The 22,942-nt window shown below is 65.4% G+C and carries 19 protein-coding genes and 1 tRNA gene; 12 read left to right on the forward strand and 8 right to left on the reverse strand.

The window, feature by feature from the left end; all coding sequences use genetic code 11:
- The first annotated feature begins 11 nt into the window (after positions 1–11).
- From PHA8399_RS00375 to PHA8399_RS00385, 3 genes are all read left to right on the forward strand, one after another.
- Positions 12–467, forward strand: a complete 456-nt coding sequence (locus PHA8399_RS00375) for an Lrp/AsnC family transcriptional regulator (RefSeq protein ID WP_058284242.1) — start codon at positions 12–14, stop codon at positions 465–467.
- Positions 464–922, forward strand: coding sequence for an Lrp/AsnC family transcriptional regulator (locus PHA8399_RS00380; protein ID WP_058284243.1), 459 nt, complete (start codon positions 464–466; stop codon positions 920–922). Before PHA8399_RS00375 ends, PHA8399_RS00380 begins: the two co-directional genes overlap by 4 nt.
- A 198-nt stretch (positions 923–1,120) precedes the next feature.
- Positions 1,121–2,245 (forward strand): aminotransferase class V-fold PLP-dependent enzyme, encoded by a 1,125-nt coding sequence (locus tag PHA8399_RS00385; protein WP_058284473.1) that lies wholly within the window; start codon positions 1,121–1,123, stop codon positions 2,243–2,245.
- Positions 2,246–2,321: 76 nt separating this feature from the next.
- Here PHA8399_RS00385 and PHA8399_RS00390 read toward each other — a convergent pair whose 3' ends face one another.
- The 3 genes from PHA8399_RS00390 to PHA8399_RS00400 form a co-directional block, all read right to left on the reverse strand.
- Complete coding sequence (locus PHA8399_RS00390) at positions 2,322–3,518, reverse strand: UbiH/UbiF family hydroxylase (protein ID WP_058284244.1); 1,197 nt, start codon at positions 3,516–3,518, stop codon at positions 2,322–2,324.
- A 79-nt stretch (positions 3,519–3,597) separates the two neighbouring features.
- Complete coding sequence (locus PHA8399_RS00395; protein ID WP_058284245.1) at positions 3,598–3,846, reverse strand: hypothetical protein; 249 nt, start codon at positions 3,844–3,846, stop codon at positions 3,598–3,600.
- Positions 3,847–4,007: 161 nt separating this feature from the next.
- Entirely contained in the window at positions 4,008–4,652 is a 645-nt protein-coding gene (locus PHA8399_RS00400; protein WP_058284246.1) for a pyrimidine 5'-nucleotidase, read from the reverse strand.
- A gap of 142 nt (positions 4,653–4,794) precedes the next feature.
- On the opposite strand from PHA8399_RS00400, the gene PHA8399_RS00405 reads away from it, so the two are divergent.
- Positions 4,795–5,439 carry a GntR family transcriptional regulator gene (locus PHA8399_RS00405; RefSeq protein ID WP_058284247.1) on the forward strand — a complete coding sequence of 215 codons (645 nt, stop codon included), beginning with the start codon at positions 4,795–4,797 and terminating at the stop codon, positions 5,437–5,439.
- On the opposite strand, the gene PHA8399_RS00410 is transcribed toward PHA8399_RS00405, so the two are convergent.
- Both PHA8399_RS00410 and carA read right to left on the reverse strand, forming a co-directional pair.
- Positions 5,399–7,354 (reverse strand): glycosyltransferase, encoded by a 1,956-nt coding sequence (locus tag PHA8399_RS00410; protein WP_058284248.1) that lies wholly within the window; start codon positions 7,352–7,354, stop codon positions 5,399–5,401. The genes PHA8399_RS00405 and PHA8399_RS00410 overlap by 41 nt on opposite strands.
- A gap of 110 nt (positions 7,355–7,464) precedes the next feature.
- On the reverse strand, positions 7,465–8,625 hold the full coding sequence (gene carA / locus PHA8399_RS00415; RefSeq protein WP_058284249.1) for a glutamine-hydrolyzing carbamoyl-phosphate synthase small subunit: 1,161 nt from the start codon (positions 8,623–8,625) through the stop codon (positions 7,465–7,467).
- A 182-nt stretch (positions 8,626–8,807) separates the two neighbouring features.
- On the opposite strand from carA, the gene PHA8399_RS00420 reads away from it, so the two are divergent.
- Positions 8,808–9,281, forward strand: a complete 474-nt coding sequence (locus PHA8399_RS00420) for a GatB/YqeY domain-containing protein (protein WP_058284474.1) — start codon at positions 8,808–8,810, stop codon at positions 9,279–9,281.
- Positions 9,282–9,376: 95 nt separating this feature from the next.
- Here the strand turns inward: PHA8399_RS00420 and PHA8399_RS00425 are convergent, their stop codons facing one another.
- Both PHA8399_RS00425 and PHA8399_RS00430 read right to left on the reverse strand, forming a co-directional pair.
- Positions 9,377–9,859 carry a DUF2244 domain-containing protein gene (locus PHA8399_RS00425; RefSeq protein ID WP_058284250.1) on the reverse strand — a complete coding sequence of 161 codons (483 nt, stop codon included), beginning with the start codon at positions 9,857–9,859 and terminating at the stop codon, positions 9,377–9,379.
- Positions 9,860–10,010: 151 nt separating this feature from the next.
- Entirely contained in the window at positions 10,011–11,684 is a 1,674-nt protein-coding gene (locus PHA8399_RS00430) for a cytochrome c oxidase subunit I (RefSeq protein ID WP_008555249.1), read from the reverse strand.
- A gap of 234 nt (positions 11,685–11,918) precedes the next feature.
- On the opposite strand from PHA8399_RS00430, the gene PHA8399_RS00435 reads away from it, so the two are divergent.
- The gene (locus tag PHA8399_RS00435) at positions 11,919–12,344 is read left to right on the forward strand and encodes an HIT family protein (protein ID WP_058284251.1); all 426 of its coding nucleotides are present in this window, start codon (positions 11,919–11,921) and stop codon (positions 12,342–12,344) included.
- A gap of 368 nt (positions 12,345–12,712) precedes the next feature.
- On the forward strand, positions 12,713–14,404 hold the full coding sequence (locus PHA8399_RS00440) for an alpha/beta hydrolase (RefSeq protein ID WP_058284252.1): 1,692 nt from the start codon (positions 12,713–12,715) through the stop codon (positions 14,402–14,404).
- Here the strand turns inward: PHA8399_RS00440 and lipB are convergent.
- A complete protein-coding gene (lipB, locus tag PHA8399_RS00445; protein ID WP_058284253.1) occupies positions 14,401–15,051 on the reverse strand; it encodes a lipoyl(octanoyl) transferase LipB in 651 nt (216 codons plus the stop codon). The two genes, PHA8399_RS00440 and lipB, sit on opposite strands and share 4 nt — an antisense overlap.
- A gap of 129 nt (positions 15,052–15,180) precedes the next feature.
- Here lipB and PHA8399_RS00450 point away from each other — a divergent pair, with 129 nt between their 5' ends.
- The 5 genes from PHA8399_RS00450 to PHA8399_RS00470 all read left to right on the forward strand — a co-directional run bounded on the left by PHA8399_RS00450 (position 15,181) and on the right by PHA8399_RS00470 (position 22,866).
- Positions 15,181–16,797 carry a peptidoglycan-binding domain-containing protein gene (locus PHA8399_RS00450; protein WP_058284254.1) on the forward strand — a complete coding sequence of 539 codons (1,617 nt, stop codon included), beginning with the start codon at positions 15,181–15,183 and terminating at the stop codon, positions 16,795–16,797.
- A 310-nt stretch (positions 16,798–17,107) separates the two neighbouring features.
- Positions 17,108–17,194 (forward strand) — tRNA-Leu (locus PHA8399_RS00455).
- Between the two features lie 204 nt (positions 17,195–17,398).
- On the forward strand, positions 17,399–19,675 hold the full coding sequence (locus PHA8399_RS00460; protein ID WP_058284255.1) for a glycosyltransferase family 2 protein: 2,277 nt from the start codon (positions 17,399–17,401) through the stop codon (positions 19,673–19,675).
- Positions 19,676–19,785: 110 nt separating this feature from the next.
- Positions 19,786–21,354, forward strand: coding sequence for a class I SAM-dependent methyltransferase (locus PHA8399_RS00465; protein ID WP_058284256.1), 1,569 nt, complete (start codon positions 19,786–19,788; stop codon positions 21,352–21,354).
- Between the two features lie 138 nt (positions 21,355–21,492).
- The gene (locus PHA8399_RS00470; RefSeq protein WP_058284257.1) at positions 21,493–22,866 is read left to right on the forward strand and encodes a hypothetical protein; all 1,374 of its coding nucleotides are present in this window, start codon (positions 21,493–21,495) and stop codon (positions 22,864–22,866) included.
- Positions 22,867–22,942: the final 76 nt, after the last annotated feature.

Raw genomic sequence — 22,942 nt, forward strand, 5'->3', positions numbered from 1 at the left:
GTGAAGAATTCATGCTTGATGATCTTGACCGGCGCATTCTCCGCCACCTGCAAAGCGAGCCGGAGCAATCGATTCCGGATTTGGCCGACCGGCTGGGCATGACCGCCTCGCGGCTGGCGCGGCGGCTGGAGAAGCTGCGCGAGGGCGGCGTGATCCTGGGGCAGCGGGCTGTGATCGACTGGCGGGCCTTGGGGTACGCGGTGGAGGTCTCGCTGCGGGTAACGCTGGACAAGACAAATCCGCGCGCCTTTGACGAGTTCATTGCCGCTGCCCGCGACATTCCGGAGGTTCTAGAGATCCAGACCTTTCTGGGTCAGGTCGATGTGCGGCTTTCGGTGATCGCGCGGGATATGCCGCATTACCAGCAGATCTACCGCGCAGGCATCCTGACGCTGCCGCATATCGCCGATATCGAGGCGCTGATGCACGTGGCGCGGATCAAGTCGGACGAGGTGCTGCCGGTATGAGCGCGCTGGATGCTCTCGATTTCGCCCTGCTGCGCGCCTTGTCGGAGGATGCGACGCAATCGGCGGGCGCGCTGGGGCGGCAACTGGGCCTCAGCCAGCCTGCCACCTGGCGGCGGATCAAGCGGCTGCAGGAGGCGGGCATCCTTGCCGGGCGCAAGCTGGAGCTGGACAAGGAAAAGCTGGGGTTTGGCGTCACCGTCTTTCTGGGGGTGAAGCTGGCGGCCAAGGGAAGGGTCTCCCTGGAGGATTTCGAACGCGCGGTCTCAGCCATCCCTGAAGTGCAGACGGTGGAGCATGTTCTGGGCATGTACGACTACCGCCTGCGGGTGACGGCGCGGGACATTTCCGACTTTGAACGCGTGCTGCGCCGCCGGGTGATGACCCTGCCGGGCGTCGGCAATGTGGAGGCCAATGTGCTCTTGAGCGAGGAGCGCAGGCCGGGGCCGCTGGGCTGACGCCGCCCTTTTGTTGCCGGTCCGGAACCCGCGTGCCGCAAATGCGGGGGCTTTCTGTCGTGCCTGGGCTGTCTTTTTGCCGTGTCGGCGTCAATATCCCCCTTCGGGGAACGGCGGTTCCGATGTATGCCAAGTCAGGGTTTGCCAAAGCCCGCAGCACCGGCTAGCCGTTTCATGAAATATTTCAGGGAGGCCGCAATGGCATTGCTCGATACCGTCGACCCGCAGGGTCTGGATGAATTCTCGGTGGTGTTCACCGACCGCTCGCTCAACCACATGTCCAAAGCCTTCCAGCAGGTGATGCTGGACATCAATGCGATGCTGAAAGAGGTCTATAACGCCGAAGCGGTAGCGCTGGTGCCGGGCGGCGGCACCTATGCGATGGAGGCGGTGGCGCGCCAGTTTGCCCGGGATGCGAACGCGCTGGTGGTGCGCAATGGCTGGTTCTCCTACCGCTGGAGCCAGATTTTCGAGGCGGGCGGCTTCACCGCGTCCTCGACCGTGATGAAGGCACGCCGCACCGGCAATGAACCGGCCTCGCCCTTTGAACCGGCGCCGATTGCCGAGGTGGTGGCCGCGATCAAGGAGCAGAAACCGGACATCGTATTTGCCCCGCATGTGGAAACCGCTGCGGGTGTGATCCTGCCGGACGACTATGTGACCGCCATGGCGTCGGCCGCGCATGAGGTGGGCGCGCTGATGGTGCTGGACTGCATCGCATCGGGCTGCGCCTGGGTCGACATGAAAGCGACCGGCGTCGATGTGCTGATCTCCGCCCCGCAGAAGGGCTGGAGCGCCTCGCCCTCCGCCGGTCTGGTGATGCTGTCAGACCGCGCGCTGGCGCGGCTGGAGGAGACCGCCTCCGACAGCTTTGCGCTGAACCTGAAACAGTGGCGCGCCATCATGAAGGCCTATGAGGACGGCGGCCATGCCTATCACGCCACCATGCCGACCGATGCGCTGCGTGCCTTCCGCGACACCATGCTGGAGACCAAGGAGTACGGCTTTGAGCGCCTGCGCGAGGCGCAATGGAAGCTGGGCAACGGTGTGCGGATGATGCTGAAGGACAAGGGCATCACCTCGGTTGCCGCGGACGGTTTCGGCGCGCCGGGGGTGGTGGTGAGCTACACCAGCGACCCGGACGTCCAGGACGGCAAGAAATTCCTGGCGCTGGGGACACAGATCGCCGCGGGCGTGCCGCTGCAATGCGACGAGCCTGACGGTTTCCGCACCTTCCGCCTCGGCCTGTTCGGCCTCGACAAGCTGTATGATGTGGATGGTACCCTGGCACGGCTGAAGACAGTCGCGGATCAGGTGCTGTAAACGCACCGGCGTTTCATCTTTCCAAAAAATACTCCCGCCGGAGGCAGCGGCTTTCCACTAGGAAAGCCGCTTTACTTTACTTTACGCCCAGCCCCATCTGCATCAGCGTCTTGCGCACCGGCGCCAGCGAATACAGCGCGTTGAGGCCAAAAGCGCGCAGGTCGCGCAACGGGCGCGGGGCCAGCATCGAGGTCCGGTTCAACAGGTCGATGCCCTTCACCCGCAGCAGGATCTCGTTGTGGCGGGCCTTGTGGTAGGCCGCCAGCATCTGCGCATCGCCCAGGCCTTCGGGGCGGGCTTCGGCCAGCTCCAGCAGGCTGCGCAGATCGCCCAGCGACATGTTGAGGCCTTGCGCGCCGATCGGCGGCACGACATGGGCCGCCTCGGCCATCAGCGCCAGCCGCTCGCCGTTCAGCCGCTCCGCGGACTGGCTGATGATTGGCCAGATGGTGCAGCGCGAGGCCAGTTTCAGATCGCCGAACAAGCCGCAGCTGCGCTCTGTCATCGCGGCCTCGAAGGCTGCGGGGTCCAGGTTCAACAGCTCCTGCGCGCGCGGCCCGCGCTCCATCCAGACAATGGCCGAAGACGGCTGCCCCTGGTAGTCGGGCAGCGGCACCAGGGTGAACGGGCCGCCGGAGCGGTGGATCTCGGTGGAGACATTCTCGTGCGGCAACGGGTGGGTGACGGCAAAAGCCAGCGCCTTTTGCCCGTAGCGGGTGGTTTTCACCGGAATGCCCGCCGCCGCGCGCATCGGGGAGTTGCGGCCGTCGCAGGCCACCACCAGCTTCGCCGTCACCTGGCTGCCGTCGCTGAGGCTGACGCGCGCCTCACCGGTGCGGGTGAACAGGCCCGTGGTGCCGGTGCCAAAGCGCAGGTCGACGTTGGGCAGCTCCGCCAGCCGGGCAATCATCTCGCGCCGCAACAGCCAGTTCGGCAGGTTCCATCCGAACGGCTGGTCGGAGATATCGGCGGCGTTGAAATCCTTGACCACCCGCGGCTCGGGCCGGGCGCCGCCGGCATCGACGATGCGCATGATCTGCAGGGGCGCCGCATGCTCTTCCAGCCGCGCCCAGATGCCGCAGCGGTCCAGCAGGGCCTGCGCGGGCTGCAGAAACGCGGTGGTGCGCAGATCGGATCCTTCGGCGTCGCGGTCGGTTACCGGCGGGGCGGGGTCCGCGCAGATCACGCTGAAGCCGCTGGACGCAAAAGCGGCGGCTGCGGTCAGTCCCGCAATGCCGCCGCCGGAAATCAGGATATCGCAGGTATCGGCCATCTCGTCAGCCCTCCGTTCTGGGGCCAGAAATAGGCCCGGACAGCGGGGGAAGACAAGCCGATACCGGCAGATAGGGCGCTTAGCCGCGGGTGATGGTGATCAGCAGGGTAAAGATCACCGGCACCATCGCCAGCGCCGGGAGATACAGCCCGGGAATGCCGAACAGCAGGATCGAGCAGCCCCACAGGCTGACGAAGGTGGCGATGGCGTAATAGAGGTTCTCTGCCGGGCCGTAGGCAACCTCTTTGATCATCCGGCCCAGGAGCGGCACGGCAAACAGGATTCGCTGCCACAGGGTCAGTTGTGCGGGAAGGGCATATGCGCTCATCGGTCGGGCTCCTACGTTTGGGTACGCGGCGCATATAGGGAGGAAAACATGCGGCAAACAGGTATATTTTGCCGCAGGTGCGAAGATTCGCCGGTATGCGATTGTGCACATGCAGAAACGGGGCATTGCCCCCTGCACGCGCCGCAGTCAGAGCCGGAAAATCAGATCAGCCGTGCCAGAAAACCGGCCAGATCATCCGAATGATGATGGATGTGGGCGGCGTCCACGGGCTCTGGCGCCACATGCACCGTGCGCATGCCCATTTCATGCGGAGCGGCGAGATTGCGTGCATCATCCTCGAACATCGCCGCCTGCTGCGGGGCGATGCCCGCGCGGGCAAAGACCCTGTCAAAGGCGCGCCGCTCCGGTTTCGGGTGGTAGTCCGCGTGCTCGACGCCAAAGACGCCGTCAAACAGCCCCGACAGCCCGCGGGCGGCCAGCACCCGCTCGGCATAGGGGGCGGAGCCGTTGGTATAGACGATCTTCTTGCCCGGCAGGTTGCGGATGCCTGCGGCCAGGTCCGCGTCCTCTTCCAGGTGGTCCATCGAGATGTCATGCACCGCCACAAGATAGGGGTCCGGATCCAGATCATGCTCGCGCATGAGGCCCGCAAGCGTGGTGCCGTGCTCGCGCCAGTACTGGCTGCGCAGGCGGTCGGCCTCGGCCCGGTCCACCCTGAGGGCGTCCATCACATAAGCGGTCATCTTGACCTCGATCTGGTCGAACAGCCGCGCGGACGGGTGGTACAGGGTGTTGTCGAGGTCGAACACCCATTGCGAGACATGGGAAAAAGCGTGTTTGGGCATGCCGCCGGATTAGGGCGCGATGGCCGCGATTGCAATCAAAAGCGCATTTTGCCTGCGGGTTTTCAGCACATTGGCGCCATCAGGGTTGATTGCTGCCCCTTGGCCTGTAGAGATTGGCGCACCGGAATGAACAGGAACGACAATGAACCAGAGCCGCAGCAACCAGAAAGACGCCTATGCGCTGATCCTCGAAGCGATCGACTCAGGGGTCTACAAACCGGGCGACCGGCTGGTGGAGAGCGACCTGGCCGAGCGCTTTGGCGTCTCGCGCACCCCGATCCGGGAGGCGCTGCAGCGGCTGGAGACGCAATCGCTGCTGGAGCGTGACGGGCGGTCGCTGATCGTCGCGTCGCTGGACCACAACCAGATGGCGGAGCTCTATGTGGTGCGGCGCGAGCTGGAAGGCCTGGCGGCCCGGCTGGCGGCGCGCCATGCCACCGAGGAAGAGATCCGTGTCCTGCAGGAAATGGTCGAGGCGGATGACCAGCTGATCGGCGACCCGGCGGCGCTGTCCAAGGCCAACCGCCGTTTTCACGAGCAGATCCACCTGGCCTCGCACAACCGGTATCTGGTGCAGCAGCTGGACCTGGTGCACCGGACCATGGCGCTGATGGCGACCACCTCGCTGGCGGCGGAAGGGCGCAGCGAGATTGCCCAGTCCGAGCATAATGGGATTGTCGACGCGATCAGCCGCCGCGATGAGGATGCCGCGGGCCAGGCGCTGAAAGATCACATTTCCATTGCCTTCATGACCCGGCTGAAACAAGACGCCAGCGGGCGGGGCTGAACCGCCCGAGCCGGGATTTCCGGCGCGGTTTGGCACCGGTTTTGGCGTTGGGTTTGACGCCGTGGGCGGTCTTGTCCCAGAAGAAGGGGCGGGCCACCAGCTCATAAGCCGCCTTGGCAGCGGCGAGGGCGCCCATCGGGAAATACAGGACCATCACGGGCGCCCAGGCCGCCAGCCAGGGGCGGCCCATGTCCCGGGCAGCGGTGATGCAGATAAGCACGCCCAGCAGTTCGAAAAACACCAGCGCCGCCGCCGCCAGCGGCAGGAGAAACGGCGGTGCCGCGCCTTCGCTGGGATGCGGCAGTCCCAGGGCAATCAGCCAGAACGACCACAATAGCGGCGCAAACAGGAATTGCCCCAGCGTGCCTAGAAAGAACGCCTGAAACCCCAGAAAGCGTTTCCAGCCGAGATCGCCCAGCAGCCGCAGCGGCCGGCGCATGTGCACCAGGTAGGTGACCATGAACCCCTTCAGCCAGCGCGAGCGCTGCTTGACCCAGGGCCAGGGACGGCAGTTGGCCTCCTCATAAGTGGCGCTGGGCAGCATTTCGGTGCGGTAGCCGGCGCGGTACAGGCGAACGCCCAGGTCGGCGTCCTCGGTCACGTTGTGGGCGTCCCAACCGCCCAGCTCCTCCAGCACATGGCGGCGGACAAACATGGTGGTGCCGCCCAGCGGCACCACCAGGCCAAGCCGGGAGATGCCCTGCAGGACAATGCGGAACCAGCTGCCGTATTCCAGCGTGAAGCAGCGCGAGATCCAGTTGGTGCGCGGGTTGTAATAGTCGAGAACACCCTGAACGCAGGCGGTCTTGCTGTCCGCCCGGGCAAAGGCCTGCGCAACCTTGGCGAGCTGGTCCGCGTCTGGCGCGTCTTCGGCGTCCCAGACGCCGATGATGGCGCCGCGGCAGAAGTTCAGCGCATAGTTCATCGCCCGCGGCTTGGTGGTCAGGCCGCCGAAGGCCGGAACCTCCACCACCCGGATCCAGGGCGGCAGCCGGGTGTTCTTCAGCGCCATGCGGGTGACGCTGTCGTGTTCTTCCAGCACCAGGATAACGTCGGTCAAAGCCCGGGGATAGCTGAGCTTGCGGATGCGCGACAAGAGGGCTCGGCTGATCTCAGCCTCCTTGTAGAGCGGGACCATGACCGAAATGACTGGCAGGTCCGGCCCGTGCTGCGGGCGGGCGGCAGGCAGCGGCGGCGGGGCGGCGGCGGGACGCCCGCGGCGGGCGCGGGCGGACCAATAGGCCGCAAGCCCGCAGGCCTTCAGCGCCGTGAACAGCAGCACTGACGCAAGCGCCAGCAGGCTGAGGACGGTAAACAGCGCCGCCGGGGCGGTGCAGCACAGGTACAGGGCGGGCAGGGCGCAGGCCGCTGCCACAGCGCGGCCCCGGGCAGGCTGCAGGGTGCGGCAGCTGAGCTGCGGCACCACACTGTTGCTGGCCTGGCGCACCAGGGCGGGGCTGAAATGGCGGGTGAGCAAGGCGGTGATCTGCGCCTCGCCCGCCAGCACCGGGGTGATGCTGCTGAAGCTGTCCTGAAGTTCGCGCTGCAGCGCCTCGAACCGGTCGGGGTGGGCAATGGCAACGGTGACGGTCTGGCCCAGCTGCAGCCAGGGCAGGGCGCAATGGCGCAGCCAGAACTGGGCAGGTTTGCGGGCCAGCAGCCGGGTGTTGGCAATCTGCCCGGCCAGATCGGCGCGGGGCATCCGGTACTGCCGCGCCAGCGTGTCCTGCACCTGCTCCTCGCTGGCCAGCCCTTCGGCCACCAGCACCCGTCCCAGCGCTGCCTTCTGGTGCTGGCGCAGCACCAGCGCGCGCATCATGCTGGTGCCATCCAGCGGCTGCCGCGGACCCGGAGAGAGCTTCCCCGCAGGCTGCGGCAGCCTGACCTGCCGCAGCGGTAGTGACACATAACCCATCGCCTGCCCGCACCAATAAACCCGTCAGGCCCTCAGGCTGGCGGCGGCGGCTTAAAAAACGGTAAACGCGGCGTTAACCATGCCGCCAGGCGGCGTGGTTAACAGGTTTTTTACGCAGATTTGCGCTCGGCCATCGCCTCGGCAAAGCGCTCGAACAGGTAGAAGCTGTCCTGCGGGCCGGGGCTGGCCTCGGGGTGGTGCTGCACCGAATACACCGGACGGCCGGACACCCGGATGCCGCAGTTGGAGCCGTCAAACAGCGACACATGGGTCTCTTCGACGCCTTCGGGCAGGGTTTGCGCGTCCACCGCAAAGCCATGGTTCATCGAGGTGATCTCGACCTTGCCGGTGGCGTGCTCCTTGACCGGATGGTTGGCCCCGTGGTGGCCGTGGTTCATCTTGACGGTCTTTGCCCCCAGCGCCAGCGCCAGCATCTGGTGACCGAGGCAAATGCCGAACACCGGCAGGTCTGCCTTCAGAACTTCCTGGATCATCGGCACCGCGTATTCGCCGGTGGCCGCCGGGTCGCCCGGGCCATTGGACAGGAACACGCCGTCGGGGTTGTGGGCCAGCACTTCTTCCGCGGTGGCGGTGGCGGGCAGCACGGTCACGTCGCAGCCCGCGCTGGCCAGACAGCGCAGGATGTTGCGCTTGGCGCCGTAGTCAACCGCCACAACCTTGTGCTTGGGGGCTTCCTGGCGGGCATAGCCGTCGGGCCAGGCCCAGCGCATCTGGTCCCAGCGGTAGCTTTGCGCGCAGGTCACGTCCTTGGCCAGGTCCAGACCCACCAGGCCGGACCAGGCGCGCGCCTTGGCGACCAGCGCCTCAATGTCGAAGTTGCCTTCGGGGTCATGCGCCAGCGCCACATGCGGCGCGCCCTGCTGGCGGATCGCACGGGTCAGGCGGCGGGTGTCGACGCCGCCGATGGCGATACGGCCGGTGCGGGTGAGCCAGTCCTTCAGCTCCTCGGTGGCGCGCCAGTTGGAGGCCAGGGTCGGATCCCATTTCACCACCATGCCGGCGGCAACCGGATCAGCGGTCTCGTCATCCTCCGGGGTCACGCCGGTGTTGCCGATGTGAGGGAAGGTGAAGGTGACGATCTGCCCCGCATAAGAGGGATCGGTCATGATCTCCTGATAGCCGGTCATCGCGGTGTTGAAGCAGAGCTCGGCCACGGTGTCGCCGGTGGCGCCGAAGCCGGTGCCGTAAAAGACGGTGCCATCAGCGAGCGCCAGGCATGCGGTGGGCTTGGACGGGGCGGAAGCGGCCATTGCGCGAGTCTCCATGCGGGATAAATTCATGGGCTTGTAAGGGGGGCGCGGCAGCGGGTCAACCCGGCAAGGGGCGGGCAGGCTGACGCGGGGTCCGGAATGGAAAATTTACTGTAAACTTGCACAGCGGCGGCAGAATGGATAACCATCGGTGTCCGGCAACCATGGGGATGCTTTTGAATATGGATACGCGCACACGGGTCAATCAGGCCCTGAAGCAGGCGATGAAAGACAAGGCCGCCGACCGGCTGGCCACGCTGCGGCTGATCAATGCGGCCATCAAGGACCGCGAGATTGCGGCCCGCGCCGATGGCGAGGAAAGCAGCATCGGCGATGAGGAAATTCTGGCCATCCTGGGCAAGATGACCAAGCAGCGCAAGGAAAGCGCCCGCGCCTATGAGGAAGGCGGGCGGCTGGACCTGGCGGAACGGGAACTGGGCGAGATTGCCGTCATCGAGGAATTCCTGCCGCAGCAGCTGAGCGACGAGGAAGCCGCGGATGCGGTCAAGGCCGCTGTGGCTGAAACCGGCGCCGAATCGATTCGCGACATGGGCAAGGTGATGGCTGCGCTGAAGGCGAAATACACCGGCCAGATGGATTTCGGCAAAGCCGGGCCCATGGTCAAGGACCAGCTCTGCAGCAAAGGCGATTGCTGACCGGGAGAGCGCGCTTGCGCGCGCGGCCTCCGGCGGGAGTATTTCGGGAAAGATGAAGAGAGCAGGCCCGCATTGCGGGCCTTTTCTTTTGCGGCTCAGCGGGTGAAGGCGGATTTGAGGTCGCCGTAAAGCGCGACCCGCTCTTCCTCTGACAGGAAGGCGCCAATCTCCACCTCGCGGCCGCAGCCGTGCAAGGTGACGTAATGCGGCACCGGGCCGTCGTGGTCGTGCATCTCGACCCGCGCCCAGTGACGGTTGCAGTGCCAGCTTTGCCGCCTGCCGTCCGGGTTGATCCGCTCCAGCCGGGCATCCTGCGGGCCAATGGTCAGCACCTCCAGGATCTGGTGGTCGCGGCGGCTGCGGTCTAGCGCCCACTTCATGCCAAACACTGCAAGCAGCAGGAATGGCAGCAGCCCCCACAGTAGGACGGAGCCCAGGACCGGGATCAGCGGCACGCAGATCAGTGCGGCGGTGAGGCCGAGGAACCGGGCATAGCCCTGCGGCGGCAGCGACTGATGCGGCCAGAGGTGCAGCTCGCGTTCGGCACCGGTTTGCGGTCGGGTCCAGTTGTAAGGCATCGGATAGCGTCTGCTGTGACGGAAGCTTCATTCTTAATGATGTGGCGGAAAGTCCGGATTTCCACTGCCTTGATACCGCGGGCGGGCGTCAGGAAAAAGGCCCCGAAGCGGATGCTTCGGGGCCTTTTCTGATGTCACTGCTTCACGCCGCTTAGTGCGAATGCGAGCGGTCCCAGTCTTCCTGCTTGGGCAGGATTTCAAAGGTGTGCTCCGGCGGCGGGGAGGGCAGGGTCCACTCCAGCGTGTCCGCGTATTCGTTCCAGTAGTTGTTCTGGGTGACGCGGGCGCCGCGCAGCAGCGAATAGATCACCACGCCGAAGAACAGCAGGAACGATGCAAAGGACAGGAACGCGCCGTAGGAGGAGATCTTGTTCCAGTAGGCGAAGCCCTCCGGATAGTCGATGTACCGGCGCGGCATGCCCTGACGGCCCAGGAAGTGCTGGGGGAAGAAGGTCAGGTTGGCGCCGATGAAGAACATCCAGAAGTGGATCTGGGCGCCCAACTCGTTGTACTGGCGGCCGGTCATCTTGCCAAAGTAGAAGTACACGCCTGCGAAGATCGCGAACACCGCACCCAGCGACATCACGTAGTGGAAGTGCGCAACCACATAGTAGGTGTCGTGATAGGCGCGGTCGACAGCCGCCTGCGACAGCACCACGCCGGTCACACCGCCGACGGTGAACAGGAACAGGAAGCCGAAGGCGAACATCATCGGTGCCTTGAACTCGATGGAGCCGCCCCACATGGTGGCGATCCAGGAGAACACCTTAACCCCGGTCGGAACCGCAATCACCATGGTGGCCAGCATGAAGTAGGCCTGCTGGTTCAGCGACATGCCGACGGTGTACATGTGGTGCGCCCACACGACAAAGCCCAGCACGCCGATGGCGATGATCGCCCAGACCATCGGCAGGTAGCCGAAGACCGGCTTGCGGGCGAAAGTGGCGATGACGTGGGAGATGATGCCGAAGCCCGGCAGGATCACGATGTACACTTCCGGGTGGCCGAAGAACCACAGGATGTGCTGGTACAGGATCGGGTCGCCGCCGCCTGCCGCGTCAAAGAAGGTGAAGCCGAAGTTGCGGTCCATCAGCAGCATGGTGATGGCGCCGGCCAGAACCGGCAGGGACAGCAGGATCAGCCAGGCGGTCACGAAGATCGACCAGCTAAACAGCGGCACCTTGAACAGGGTCATGCCCGGCGCGCGCATGTTCAGGAAGGTGGTGATCATGTTGATCGCACCCAGGATCGACGACGCGCCCGAGACGTGAACCGCAAAGATTGCCAGGTCCATCGAGTAGCCGCCCTCGTTCACCGACAGCGGCGGGTACAGAACCCAGCCGACGCCGGAGCCCAGCTGGTCATTGCCGCCCGGGGAGACAACCGAGAGAACCGCCAGCGAGGTGCCTGCGACATACATCCAGAACGACAGGTTGTTCATGCGCGGGAACGCCATGTCCGGCGCGCCGATCTGCAGCGGCATGAAGTAGTTGCCGAAACCGCCGAACAGCGCCGGGATCACCACGAAGAACATCATCAGGATGCCGTGAGCGGTGATCATCACGTTCCAGAGATGGCCGTTCGGAGTACATTCCGCGGAGGCGTCGGCAAACATGCGCGCACCCTCCAGGCACATGTACTGAACGCCGGGGTCCATCAGTTCAAGCCGCATGTAGACGGTGAAGATGACGGAGATGAGACCTGCGATCGCCGAAACGATCAGGTAAAGAATGCCGATATCCTTATGGTTCGTGCTCATGAACCAGCGGGTGAAAAAACTCCGCTCGTCCTCGTGGCCGTGACCATGAATGGCTGCGTCTGCCATTTAGGTGCCTCCTGCTGCATAACGAAAGGCCCCCGGAGACGGACTCCGGGCGGCCTGGATTCCTTGGGAGTATTAGAATGGCCGGCCGGCGCCTTCAATGGCGGAGTTTGATCTGGATCAAGATTTATTGCCGCAGGGCCTTGAATCCGCAGGCTGCGGCCGGGGCCGCGAGCGCTTGACCTGGCGTCCGGGCGCGCGCACAACCGGGAACAGCCAGAGAAGGAGGCCAGGCGCATGCCCGCATATGATCCCGACAACATCTTTGCCAAGCTCTTGCGCGGCGAGATCCCCTCAACCCGCGTTTATGAGGACGATGAGACGCTGGCCTTCATGGATATCATGCCGCGGGCGGACGGGCATCTCTTGGTGATTCCGAAAACGCCCTGCCGCAACCTGCTGGATGCCAGCCCGGCGCAGATGGCAGCGGTGATGCAGACGGTGCAGAAACTCTCCCATGCGGTGATCAAGGGGCTGGGCGCCGATGGCGTCACCGTGCAGCAGTTCAACGAGGCGGCCGGCGGGCAGGAGGTCTTTCACCTGCATATGCACGTGCTGCCGCGCCAGGAGGGCGACCGGCTGCGCCCGCCCGGGCAGATGGGCGATATGGATCAGATCCAGGCCCAGGCAGAGAAGATTCGCGCGGCTCTTGGCCGAAACTGACGGCTGCCGCCCGCGCAATGCCTTGGGAACGCCGCCGGTTCAGGCGGCGTTTTCACAGCGAATTCTTCCGTGAGATCATCCGCGGCTGAGCGCATTTGAATTAAATGTTGAATTTCAGTTGAATTTGATCATAGCTGTTTCCCAGATTGGTTGTAAGTCAGAGAGGGCGCACGCGCCCAAGCGTATAGGGTCCCTAGAATTGGGGTGGTCCGGCACCAATTGGCTGCTCTGTCAGGGGCGCAAATGCCGGGTTTTCATGAATGACAGGCTGACTGCCTGAACCGTGCGGGCCGCTGCGCCTGCACGCTGTCCTATGCTTGCGGCGCGCGCGGTCTCTTTGGCCCGGATAGCAGTATTGGAGGGGCGCCGTGACGCTCTTGTACCGCGCGCAGGCCATGTCCCAGGAGCAGGTCGCCGCCGCAATTTACGAGACCATGATCCGGCCGGAGCAGTTCGACCGGTTTTTCTCCGGGCCGCCGGCGGCAGGGCAGGCCGCCGCGGGCGGCCAGGTGCCGCAGCGCCCGCGGGGGGCACCGGTGCTGCGGGCGCATTTTGCCCGCGCCGCGGAGATTCAGGAACAGCAATGGGAGCAGGCCGGGCGGCCGCACCCCAGCAGCTGCTGCAGTATGGGGAGCCGGTTCTGGCTGCTCGCCGGGACCGGAACCGGGACCGGCGGCAGGCTGCTCAATGCTTCGCAGCGGGCGGCGGGGCAAATCGAGGGCCGCGGCGGTCTTGCCGCAGCCATGGGGCTGACCCGGGCGGCTGCCGGCCGCTGGCATACCTTTCTGAAGCAGGTGCGCCAGGGGGCGTTCTCGTGGCAGGACGTTCTGGTGCTGCGTACCCGCCGCCCCGGCGAGCGTTTTCTGTGCCGCCCGGTCCGGCTGGACACGGCAGGCGGCACGGCGGTGGCGGTGATGGCGGAGCTTCTGGAGTGGGAATGGAACGGCGAAGCCGCGGGCCAGGTTGCTGCGGCCTTTGGCCTGCGCAAAGCTGACCTCAAGCCGCTGAAGGCGGTGCTGAGCGGCCCCGGCGGCAGGGTGGCAGGCGGGCTGCAGCAGGCCGCCGCACGGGCCGGGGCGCCGGGCGCGGCGGAGCTGATCCGGCTGACCGCCTTCCTGATGACCGAATACACCCGGGATCTGAAGATTGCGCGCGGAGAACTGCTGCCGCCTGCGGAGGAGTTCCAGGACACGAGCGGGCTGCGCTGCCAGTATTTCCGGCTGGGGTCGGAAACCGGCCAGCCGGTGGTCTTCGTGCACGGGCTGCTGGACGGCATCGCGCCGCTGCAGCGGCTGCAGCCGCAGCTACGGATGCTTGGGTTCCGGGTCTATGCGCCGATGCGGGCCGGCTACGGCGGCTCAGCGCCGCTGCCGCGCGGGCAGGATCCGGCGGACGCTTTTGTGCGGCAGCTGGAGGGGCTGATGCACCGCGAAAACCTGCAGCGCCCGGTGCTGCTGAGCCACCGCGGCGGCGCGCTTTACGGCTGCCGCGCCGCCAACCGCCTGCATCAGCGGATCGCCGGGCTGGTGGCGGTGGCGCCGAATTGCTCCATCACCTCGACGCGGCAGTTTTCCGGGCTGCGGGGGTATGCCTGGCTTGCCGCCGCCTGCGCCGCGCGGGCCAACTGGCTGCTGCCGGTGCTGATGAAGGGCTGGTCCGCGGCGCTGCGCTGGTACGGCCCCAAGGCGCTGCTGCGGTTCCAGACCGCCCGCGGCAGCCGCGAAAGGGCGCTGCTGCAAAAAATGGCTCTGCTGCCGCTGCTGCAGCAGAGCCAGGCCCTGTTCCTGCAGCAGGGCGGGGCCGGGTTCCTGACGGATGTGCAAATGATGCGGCGGGGCGTCCCCAAACTGCCGCTGCCGCGCGGGACGCGGGCGGTCTTCCTGCATGGCGGCGAGGATCACGTGGCGCCGCTGCGTGACGTGCGGGATGCGCTGAACGGGCTTGGCGGCGCCCAGCTGTGCGTCAGCCAGGAAGCGGGCGCGCTGGTGTTCTACACCTTTCCGGAGCTGGTTCTGACGGCCCTGCAGGACTGCGCCGCAGCGGCTCCGGACGCTTCCTAGCCTCCGAACACCTGCGCAAAGCTGCGTCTAAGGGCGACATCCACATCCGCCAAAGTGACCGGCAGGCCCAGGTCGACCAGGCTGGTGACCCCGTATTCGGTGATCCCGCAGGGCACGATTCCGGTGAAATGCTCCAGCTCCGGCTCGACGTTGATCGAGATGCCGTGAAAGCTCACCCATTTGCGCAGGCGGATGCCGATGGCCGCGATCTTGTCTTCTGCCATACCGCCCGAGACGGTGCGCGGCTTGTCAGGGCGTTCCACCCAGACGCCAACCCGGCCCTCGCGGATGTGGCCCTTGATGTTGAATTCGTCGAGTGCGGCGATCACCCAGCTTTCCAGCTGCTCCACGAACCGGCGCACATCGTGGCCGCGCTGGCCGACGTTCAGCATCACATAGACCACCCGCTGCCCCGGCCCGTGATAGGTGTACTGGCCGCCGCGCTTGCTCTCATAGACCGGGAAACGGTCCGGATCGGTCAGGTCTTCGCGCTTGGCCGAGGTGCCGGCGGTATAAAGCGGCGGATGCTCGACCAGCCAGATGCACTCCTCCGCCGTTCCCGCAGCAATTGCCGCGGCGCGCGCTTCCATGAAGGCAACCGCTTGATCATACTCGACAAGACCGTCTGCTGTGATCCACTCAACCATGGCCGAAACTGTCCTTTTCCATCCGTGCGCAAGGCGCAGGCCGGCAAATCGGCCGGAAAACCCCTAGGTGCAGGCGCTGCCTGTGGAGTATCCTGATTCCGTAACGAGTATCCATAGGGGGCGAGTATCATGTTTACCAAGCCGCTCAAGCCGGCCTTGGCGGCCGCATTTTTGGCAACCTCGGCCACGGGCCCTGCCATCGCGGACGAATTGGGCGCCGCAATTGTCGGGGGCGTCATTGGCGGTGTTATCGTCAATGAAATTCACAAGAATAAACAGCGCCAGCGCAGCACTGCCCGGACCTACCGCCGGGCGCCGGCCTATTCCGCCGCGCGGACTGAAAACCGCGAGACCCAGACCGCGCTCAACTATTTCGGCTTCAATGCTGGCTCTGCCGACGGGGTTCTGGGCCGCCGGTCGCGTGCGGCGATCACCCAGTATCAGATCCACATGGGCTATCCGGCGACCGGCCATCTGGCTCCGTATGAGCGCAACTTCCTTGTCAGCTCCTATAACCGCGCGCAGATCGGCGGCCCGCAGGTGATCAAGGCGATGCAGGGCCCGCAGGGCGTGCGCGGCCTGCTGCACGGCTGGCGCGATGAGGCGGCGGGCCTGCGCACCGCCGGCAGCAGCTATGGCGGCAACACCTACGGCGGTCTGCCGCCGGAAGTCAGCCATGCGGTGGATGAGGTCGCCGCCAGCTCCGAACCCTCGGGCGAGCAGCTGTTGCAGCGCACCGGCTTCATGCAGCTGGCAGATCTGAACGGCGACGGCCGCAACGACTACGTGCTGGACACCTCGGTCTCCGGCAGCTCGTTCTGGTGCGGTGCCTCCAACTGTTCGGTGATGGTCTTTGCCTCGACCCCGCAGGGGTATCAGCGCAACGACTTCCTGGCGCGCGGCGTGACGCCCGCCAGCTTTGCCTGCAGCCAGGGCACCTGCCGCATCCTGGATGCCGGCACCGAAGCCCCGGTGCAGGCCGCGCAGGAGACCCGCAGCACGGTGACCGCCGCTGCCGCACAGCCAAGCGTGCCGCTGGGCGGGATCACCCTGTTTGATCAGCCCAAGGAAAGCGCCTCGCTCACCAGCTATTGCAGCAAGGTCAGCCTGCTGACCAGCTCCAACGGCGGCTTCATGACGGCGGACAGCATGACCGACCCGGAACTGGCGCTGGGCGAGCAGTTCTGCCTGGCCCGGACCTATGCCATCAACGCAGGGGAGACGCAGGCCGGCAAGGTCAAGGGCGTGACCCAAGCGCAGATCGACAGCCAGTGCGATGCCTTCGGCCCGGCGGTGCAGCCGTTCCTGGCCAAGCTTGGCACCGCAGGCAGCGGCGAGGTGATGGGCGATGTGCAGAAATTCGTGCTGCAATCCGGCATGTCGCTGGAGCAGCTGGCCAATACCGCCGGGATCTGCCTGTTCTCCGGCTACCGCCGCGACGACATGGAGGTGGCGCTGGGCGCCGCATTGATCCTGACCGGCATCGGCAAGCGCCCCTACGCGGAGCTGATCGGCCACCACCTGGCGCTGGGCTTCGGCGCCCCGAACGCAGCCGAAAAGGCGCAGGAGTGGTACAGCATGGCGGTAATCTCGCTGGAAGGCGGCACCGCGCCGGTGTTTGCCCCCGGACAGCCCGGACGACCAGAGCTGATCAAGGCGGCATCGGCCAAGCTGGCGGGCGGCCGGGTGCAGCCGGTCCAGGCCTCCAGCGGCGCGGCGGCGCTGCCCTCCTTCTCCTCTGATTGAGGCGGGGAGGCGTCCTGCCTTCGCAGCGCTAAAGGCCGACAGCTGTGCCACTGGTGAATCAGGGCCCGCTGCCGGCCTCTTGCGGCCGCTCACCCGGAGAGACAGGCTTGCGCCGCGAGTCGGCTGCCAAGGCCAATTGACCGGCGGCGGGGGCCCGGAAAACAGCAAGGGCAGCGCGGTTATAAGTCTGTTTTCCTGCACTTAGGCGGGGCGCGCAGCGGCGGCGAACATTCTGCGGCGAAAAGGCGATTTTCGTCTTCACATCGCTTCCGCGCTGGTCTATACGCCCCTACACCAAGCCTAAGACAGTGCGGTCGTGGCGGAATTGGTAGACGCGCAGCGTTGAGGTCGCTGTTCCTTAACCGGAGTGGAAGTTCGAGTCTTCTCGACCGCACCAACTTTTCAAGAAAATCATACCCCCCTTCGCAGCCCGGTGCGGCGCTGTGCCTGGCTGGTCTGTTGCTGGAATATCAGCGGCCGGCGGCTTTGGCGGCGGGCTGCAGCGTTTCCCGGTTCCGGCACATTGGCGGGCCGGTTATAAGCGCAGATGCCCCGGGGCGCGGCTTCCGGGGCCAATAATGCCCCAATGTGAAGCAGCAGTATGTCCAGTCCAGAAACCGGGAAGCCCGACAGCAGGATCCTTGAACGCGAGCTTTGCGCGTTGTCCTTGCAGGGGGCTGTGTTGCTGGACGCGGTAGACATGCCCGGAGGCAAGGGCCGCCTTGCCCGGCTGTTTTTCAAATCCGGCACGCCGCCGCAGGCGCTTGGAATACCTTCCGGGTCCGGCAAAACGATCCTGCACAACTTTGGCGGGGCACCTGTTCTGGACGTGGAGATCCAGGACGGGCGCAGCCCGCTTGCGGTTTCCGTTGACGGCACGCGGTTTGAAACCGGCCTGCACCCGGATGAGACGGAGCTGTTTGCGGGCCTGAATGTGCTGGCCGCGGTGCGCAATGGCGAAACGGTGCAGACGGCAGTGGAATGGCTGCGGTTTCACGCGGTGCAGCATGGCCTGCAAGGCGCGGTCATCCTCGACCGGGCGCCGCCGCAGGAGAGCCGGCTGTTCATTCAGGCCCTGCGGGAGCAGGCGGCGGGCATCAAGGGGCTGCAGCGGGTTGTGGTGGTGCATTCCAAACTGCCCCTGGGCAAGGACGGACTGCCAGAGGAGGCGCACCCCTTCAATGTGCCGGGTGCGCCGGGCAAGGACCGGATGGAGGTTCCGCCCGCAGATCCCTGGCGCGCGCCGCTGGGGGAATTCCTGATCTACGAGATCCTGCGCGCGCGCTTTCTGGCACGGGCCCGGGCGGTGGCCAATATCGACTTGTTTGATCTGCTGGCCCCCAGCAGCGGCCCCAGTGTCTTTGACCGCGCGGCGGAGGCCCCCAGCGGCTGTGTGCGGCTGGGCGGGGTGCAGGCCTACCCCTGGCGGGTGCGCAAGGACAGCGAGGCTTCGTTCGCGGACCATATCTGCACCCAGTTTGACGCCGCTGGTGCGCGCCCCCGCTGGTGCCTGGCCCCGGCCAAGGCCGCAGCGAACTGCGTCTGGCGCCTGATCCGGGTTGTGGGGGCCGTGCCGGATCCCGCGGACGGCCTCCGGTTCTACCGCTGCATGGCGCTGCGCCATCCCACCGAAACGGTGTCCAGGATCGTGCCGAAAACCAGCCTGGTGGAAACCCCGGACCTGCTGGAGCTGGCCACGGGGTACTTTGGCGCCAACCCCGTGCGCATCCCTGAAGAACAGGCGGTCAAGCGCAGCGGCGGCAAACCCAGGACCGCGATCGTCACCACCATGAAGAATGAGGGTCCGTTCATCCTGGAATGGCTGGCCTATCACCGGGTGATCGGGGTGGATGATTTCCTGATCTACACCAACGACTGCACCGACGGCACCGACACCATGCTGCAGATGCTGCAGGAGAAGGGCCTTGTGCAGCACCGCGCAAATCCGTTCCAGGGCTCCGGCCTGAAACCGCAGCACGCGGCCCTGCAGGCGGCGGAGGATGAAGCGGTTATCAAGACCGCCGACTGGCTGGTCTGCATGGATGTGGATGAATTCATCAACATCAAATGCGGGGAGGGGCGGCTGGCCGACCTGTTCGCGGCGGCGGGCGATGCCAACATGATCTCGATGACCTGGCGGCTGTTCGGCAATAACGACGTGCGCGATTTCACCGGCGGTCTGATCCTGCGCGATTTCACCCGCTGCGCCTTTGAGGTGACCCGCAAGCCGCATCAGGCCTGGGGCTTCAAGACGCTGTTCCGCAACACTGGCATCTTCAAGAAACTGGGGGTCCACCGGCCCAAGGGGCTGAAGCCGCAGCTGTGGGAGGACATCCGCTGGATCAACGGCTCCGGCCGGGACATGCCGCGCGAGATGTTCCGCAACGGCTGGCGCTCGTCGATGAGCACCTATGGCTATGACCTGGTGCAGCTCAATCACTATGCGGTGCGCAGCGCCGAAAGCTTTCTGGTCAAGCGCGACCGCGGCCGGGTCAACCATGTCGACCGCGACCAGGGGCTGTCCTACTGGTTTCGGATGAACAACAACGCCGAGGAGGAGCGCTCGATCCAGCGCATGATCCCGGCGCTGGAGGCGGAGATGGCGCGGCTGCTGGCGGATCCGGAGATCGCGGCGGCGCATGAATACGCCTGCCGCAAGCACCGGGAGAAGATCGAAGAGCTGAAGACCCGGGATGACATGCAGGAGCTGTTCCGCGAACTGACCGGGGACAAGCTGCGCAAGCTGTCGCGGATGCACGCGCATTTCGGCGCCAACGTTTTCCTTAGCGGCCCCGGCGTGATCCCGGACGAGATCGCCGGGAAGGATCCAGACAGCGACTTCTGGTTCACGGTGGCGCGCGGGGAAACCACACATTAGGCCTTGCGGCCCCGGCAGATTGACAGGCCTTCTGGCGGCGGGGTAATTTTCGGTAACAATAAGGCGCGGTTAAGCGGCCAGCGTATCAGGTTTTATAAGGGGCAGGTATCATGGCACTTCCGGCCATTGCGTCACTTTGGGTGGGCGCTGAGCTCAGCTGGCTCGAACAGCTCTGCCTGCAGTCCTTTCTGGACAATGGGCATGAGGTGATCCTGTTCACCTATGAGGGGGTCAAAGGTGTGCCCGATGGCGTGCAGATGGCTGATGCCAGCGCCATCTTGCCCGCTGAGCGCATCATCCGCCACGCCAAGACCGGCAGCCCGGCCTATCACGCCGATATCTTCCGGCTGCATATGCTGCGCCAGACCGATTATATCTGGGCCGACACCGATGCCTATTGCTGCCAGCCCTGGGACATCAAGGGCAAGCATTTCCACGGCTGGATCTCCGACAACAAGCCGATGGTCAATAATGGCGTGCTGCGGCTGCCCAAAACTTCCAAGACGCTCAAGGCGATGCTGCGGTTCACCAGCGACGAATACCCCATCCCGCCTTGGTACAGCGCGCAGAAACAGGCTGAGCTGCAGGCGCTCAAGGACGCCGGGCAGGGGGTTCACGTCTCGCTGCTGCCCTGGGGTGTCTGGGGGCCGGATGCGCTGACCTGGTTCTTGCAGGAAACCGGGGAAATCTCTCATTCCCGCCCGGGCCATGTGATCTATCCGGTGCCGTTCAAGCGGGCAGGCGTGGTGCTGAACCCGAACCGCCCGAACCAGGCGCGGGAGCACATCCGCAGCGATACCCTCTCGATCCACTTCTGGGGCCGCCGCTTCCGCAATATCGCCGCCAAATACGGCGGCGTGCCGGCCGAGGGGTGTTATGTGCACGAACTGCTGGCCAAGCACCGGATTGACGCGGAAAAAACCCGCCACCTGCTGCAGCCCGCCCCCGACCCGGAGGAGGCCAGTGCAGATGCGATGGACCCCGCCACCCTGGACTTTTCGATGTTCAGCGACCGGGATGCGGCCAACATTCTGCTGCAGCGCTCCGAGCTGGCACGCTCCGGCCAGACCATCAGGGACTGGATGGCAGGCGACGAAGCGCTCCTGCTGGCGGAAGCCCGGGCGCAGCGGGACCGTATCCTGCAACGTTCGATCCGGATTGCAGAACGGGAATGCAGCTTCTTTTTTCCCGCCACCGATGCCATCGCGCCCAAGCGGGCCGCCGACATCGGCTGCGGCTATGCGTTTGCCAGCCTTCTGCTGCATCGCCGCTATGGCTGCGAAATCGTGCTGATCGACATCGAAGACGGCAATGGCCGCCATTTCGGCTTTCAGGGCGAAGGGGCAGGCTATACCAGTCTGGAAACCGCCCGTGCGTTTCTTGAGAAGAACGGCGTTCCGGCGGAGAAGATCACCACCCTCAATCCCAACACCGAAGACACCGCGGCGCTGGGAAGCTTTGATCTGGTCATCAGCCTGGCGTCCTGCGGTTTCCATTACCCTGTCGGCACTTACGAGGATCTGTTCCGCAATCAGATCAGCAAGGGCGGCGGTATCGTGCTGGACATCCGCAAAGGCTCCGGCGGCATCGGCGCGATGAAAAGCTTCGGCGCTGTCGAGGTGCTGGCAAAGCACGGAAAATACTCCACCGTTCTGACCCGCCGCGGGCTGGAGGCGTGAGCGGTATCCGGTTCTTAACTTTTTTCGGATATGGCGGGAGGCAGGCAAACCTCCCGGTTCCCATGCTGGCGGCCGCCGCCGGCTGGAAGATGCCAAGCGGAGCCAGGGACGGCAGGCCCATGGGGCAGTGGACAGCATATGTTTGGTGAAGATTTAGACTTCAAGGCGGTTCCGCCGGCACTGGATGCGGATGAAGTCCGCACCGTCGCCGACGTCAACGGCCAGGCTCCTGAGCTGTGTATTCTGCTCTATCAGCGCTACGGCTGCAGCATTGATTTTGTCAGCCTGGACCGCAAAGGCACGCCGAAGGCACCGGATGATGCGGCGGTTCAGGGCTGGCTGGCCCGGCTTGAACAGGCCGGAGTGGACCGGGACGCGATCCGGGTTGCGGACACGGCGCGCAGGCCGGGCAGCTATGACGTGATCCTGGCGCTCAACGGTTTTGGTGCCCGCCACAAGATTCAGAATTTCAAACCGCTGCTGGACCGCGCGCTGCACCCGCTCAGCCGCCTGGTGATCGAGATCCGCAAGGGGTCTGGCAGCTACCCGTTCCTCAAGGCCTATGGCAGCTGCAACACGCTGCTGCCGCCGGAAACGGGCAGGAACGGCCTGGCCATACTCTCTGCCGAACCGCAGGAGGTGCTGCCGCCCTCGGGCGAGTGGTCTCGGGTAGCCCGCCAGCTGGCCGGCAAGGAAGGTTTCTTTGACGCGCTGGAGGAGCATTCCTTTTTGTTCATGCCGCGCGGCAAGACGCTGGTGGTCACCTTCGACAACCTCGACATCGCAATGACCAAGCGGGATGACCGGCGGCCTTGGGGGTTTGGCTTTATCGAGGCGCAGGGCTGGTCGATGCTGGGGGTGATGGCCAATGGCTGGACCTGGTTCCGGCACCCCGAAGTCACCCGCAAGTTCGAGGCGCTGCGCGACAGCGGTTTTTTCACGCAGTTTTCCCGGGTGGTGTTCTACGGCGCCTCGATGGGCGGCTATGCGGCGGCGGCCTATGCTGCCGCGGCGCCGGGGGCCACCGTGTTTGCAATCAGCCCGCAATCCACCCTCGACAAGACGCTGGTGCCTTGGGAGATACGCTACAAGAAGGTCTGGGACCGGGATTTCTCCGGGCCCTTCGGGGACGCCGCGCAGGCCAGTCAGGCGGCGGGCGAGGTGCATATCATGTTCGATCCCTATGTGGCGCCGGACGCGGCCCATGCCGCCCGCTTCACCGGGGCAAATGTCAGGCTGTGGCGCTGTCCGCTGCTGGGGCACCGGCTGGGCTCTTCGCTGCAGCAGATGGGCATCCTGCAGGAGATTGCCCGCGATGCCATCACAGGCGGGCTGACAGCGCACCAGTTCCACCGCTTGCTGCGCAGGCGGCACAGCTTTCCCCGCTTCCAGCGGGAGCTGGCAAACCTGGCGCTGGACCGCGGCCATCCCCGGCTTGCGCAGCGGGTCTGCGACTATATTCTGCGCCAGCGGGACGACCGGTTCTTCCGCCGGTTGAAGGCGCGGCTCTAACCCGCGCACACAGCGGTGCAGCAGGCCGGACCGGGCCGGCGCCGCGAAAAGGACACCGGAATGCGGTCGGACAGGA

The organism is Leisingera aquaemixtae, from assembly GCF_001458395.1.
Classification (GTDB): Bacteria; Pseudomonadota; Alphaproteobacteria; order Rhodobacterales; family Rhodobacteraceae; genus Leisingera; species Leisingera aquaemixtae.

Excerpts from the sequence above, each read along its gene's own strand:
- PHA8399_RS00375 (WP_058284242.1), top strand. The coding sequence starts at position 12 with ATGCTTGATGATCTTGACCGGCGCATTCTCCGCCACCTGCAAAGCGAG.
- PHA8399_RS00380 (WP_058284243.1), top strand. The coding sequence starts at position 464 with ATGAGCGCGCTGGATGCTCTCGATTTCGCCCTGCTGCGCGCCTTGTCG.
- PHA8399_RS00385 (WP_058284473.1), top strand. The coding sequence starts at position 1,121 with ATGGCATTGCTCGATACCGTCGACCCGCAGGGTCTGGATGAATTCTCG.
- PHA8399_RS00390 (WP_058284244.1), bottom strand. The coding sequence starts at position 3,518 with ATGGCCGATACCTGCGATATCCTGATTTCCGGCGGCGGCATTGCGGGA.
- PHA8399_RS00395 (WP_058284245.1), bottom strand. The coding sequence starts at position 3,846 with ATGAGCGCATATGCCCTTCCCGCACAACTGACCCTGTGGCAGCGAATC.
- PHA8399_RS00400 (WP_058284246.1), bottom strand. The coding sequence starts at position 4,652 with ATGCCCAAACACGCTTTTTCCCATGTCTCGCAATGGGTGTTCGACCTC.
- PHA8399_RS00405 (WP_058284247.1), top strand. The coding sequence starts at position 4,795 with ATGAACCAGAGCCGCAGCAACCAGAAAGACGCCTATGCGCTGATCCTC.
- PHA8399_RS00410 (WP_058284248.1), bottom strand. The coding sequence starts at position 7,354 with ATGGGTTATGTGTCACTACCGCTGCGGCAGGTCAGGCTGCCGCAGCCT.
- carA (WP_058284249.1), bottom strand. The coding sequence starts at position 8,625 with ATGGCCGCTTCCGCCCCGTCCAAGCCCACCGCATGCCTGGCGCTCGCT.
- PHA8399_RS00420 (WP_058284474.1), top strand. The coding sequence starts at position 8,808 with ATGGATACGCGCACACGGGTCAATCAGGCCCTGAAGCAGGCGATGAAA.
- PHA8399_RS00425 (WP_058284250.1), bottom strand. The coding sequence starts at position 9,859 with ATGCCTTACAACTGGACCCGACCGCAAACCGGTGCCGAACGCGAGCTG.
- PHA8399_RS00430 (WP_008555249.1), bottom strand. The coding sequence starts at position 11,684 with ATGGCAGACGCAGCCATTCATGGTCACGGCCACGAGGACGAGCGGAGT.
- PHA8399_RS00435 (WP_058284251.1), top strand. The coding sequence starts at position 11,919 with ATGCCCGCATATGATCCCGACAACATCTTTGCCAAGCTCTTGCGCGGC.
- lipB (WP_058284253.1), bottom strand. The coding sequence starts at position 15,051 with ATGGTTGAGTGGATCACAGCAGACGGTCTTGTCGAGTATGATCAAGCG.
- PHA8399_RS00450 (WP_058284254.1), top strand. The coding sequence starts at position 15,181 with ATGTTTACCAAGCCGCTCAAGCCGGCCTTGGCGGCCGCATTTTTGGCA.
- PHA8399_RS00460 (WP_058284255.1), top strand. The coding sequence starts at position 17,399 with ATGTCCAGTCCAGAAACCGGGAAGCCCGACAGCAGGATCCTTGAACGC.
- PHA8399_RS00465 (WP_058284256.1), top strand. The coding sequence starts at position 19,786 with ATGGCACTTCCGGCCATTGCGTCACTTTGGGTGGGCGCTGAGCTCAGC.
- PHA8399_RS00470 (WP_058284257.1), top strand. The coding sequence starts at position 21,493 with ATGTTTGGTGAAGATTTAGACTTCAAGGCGGTTCCGCCGGCACTGGAT.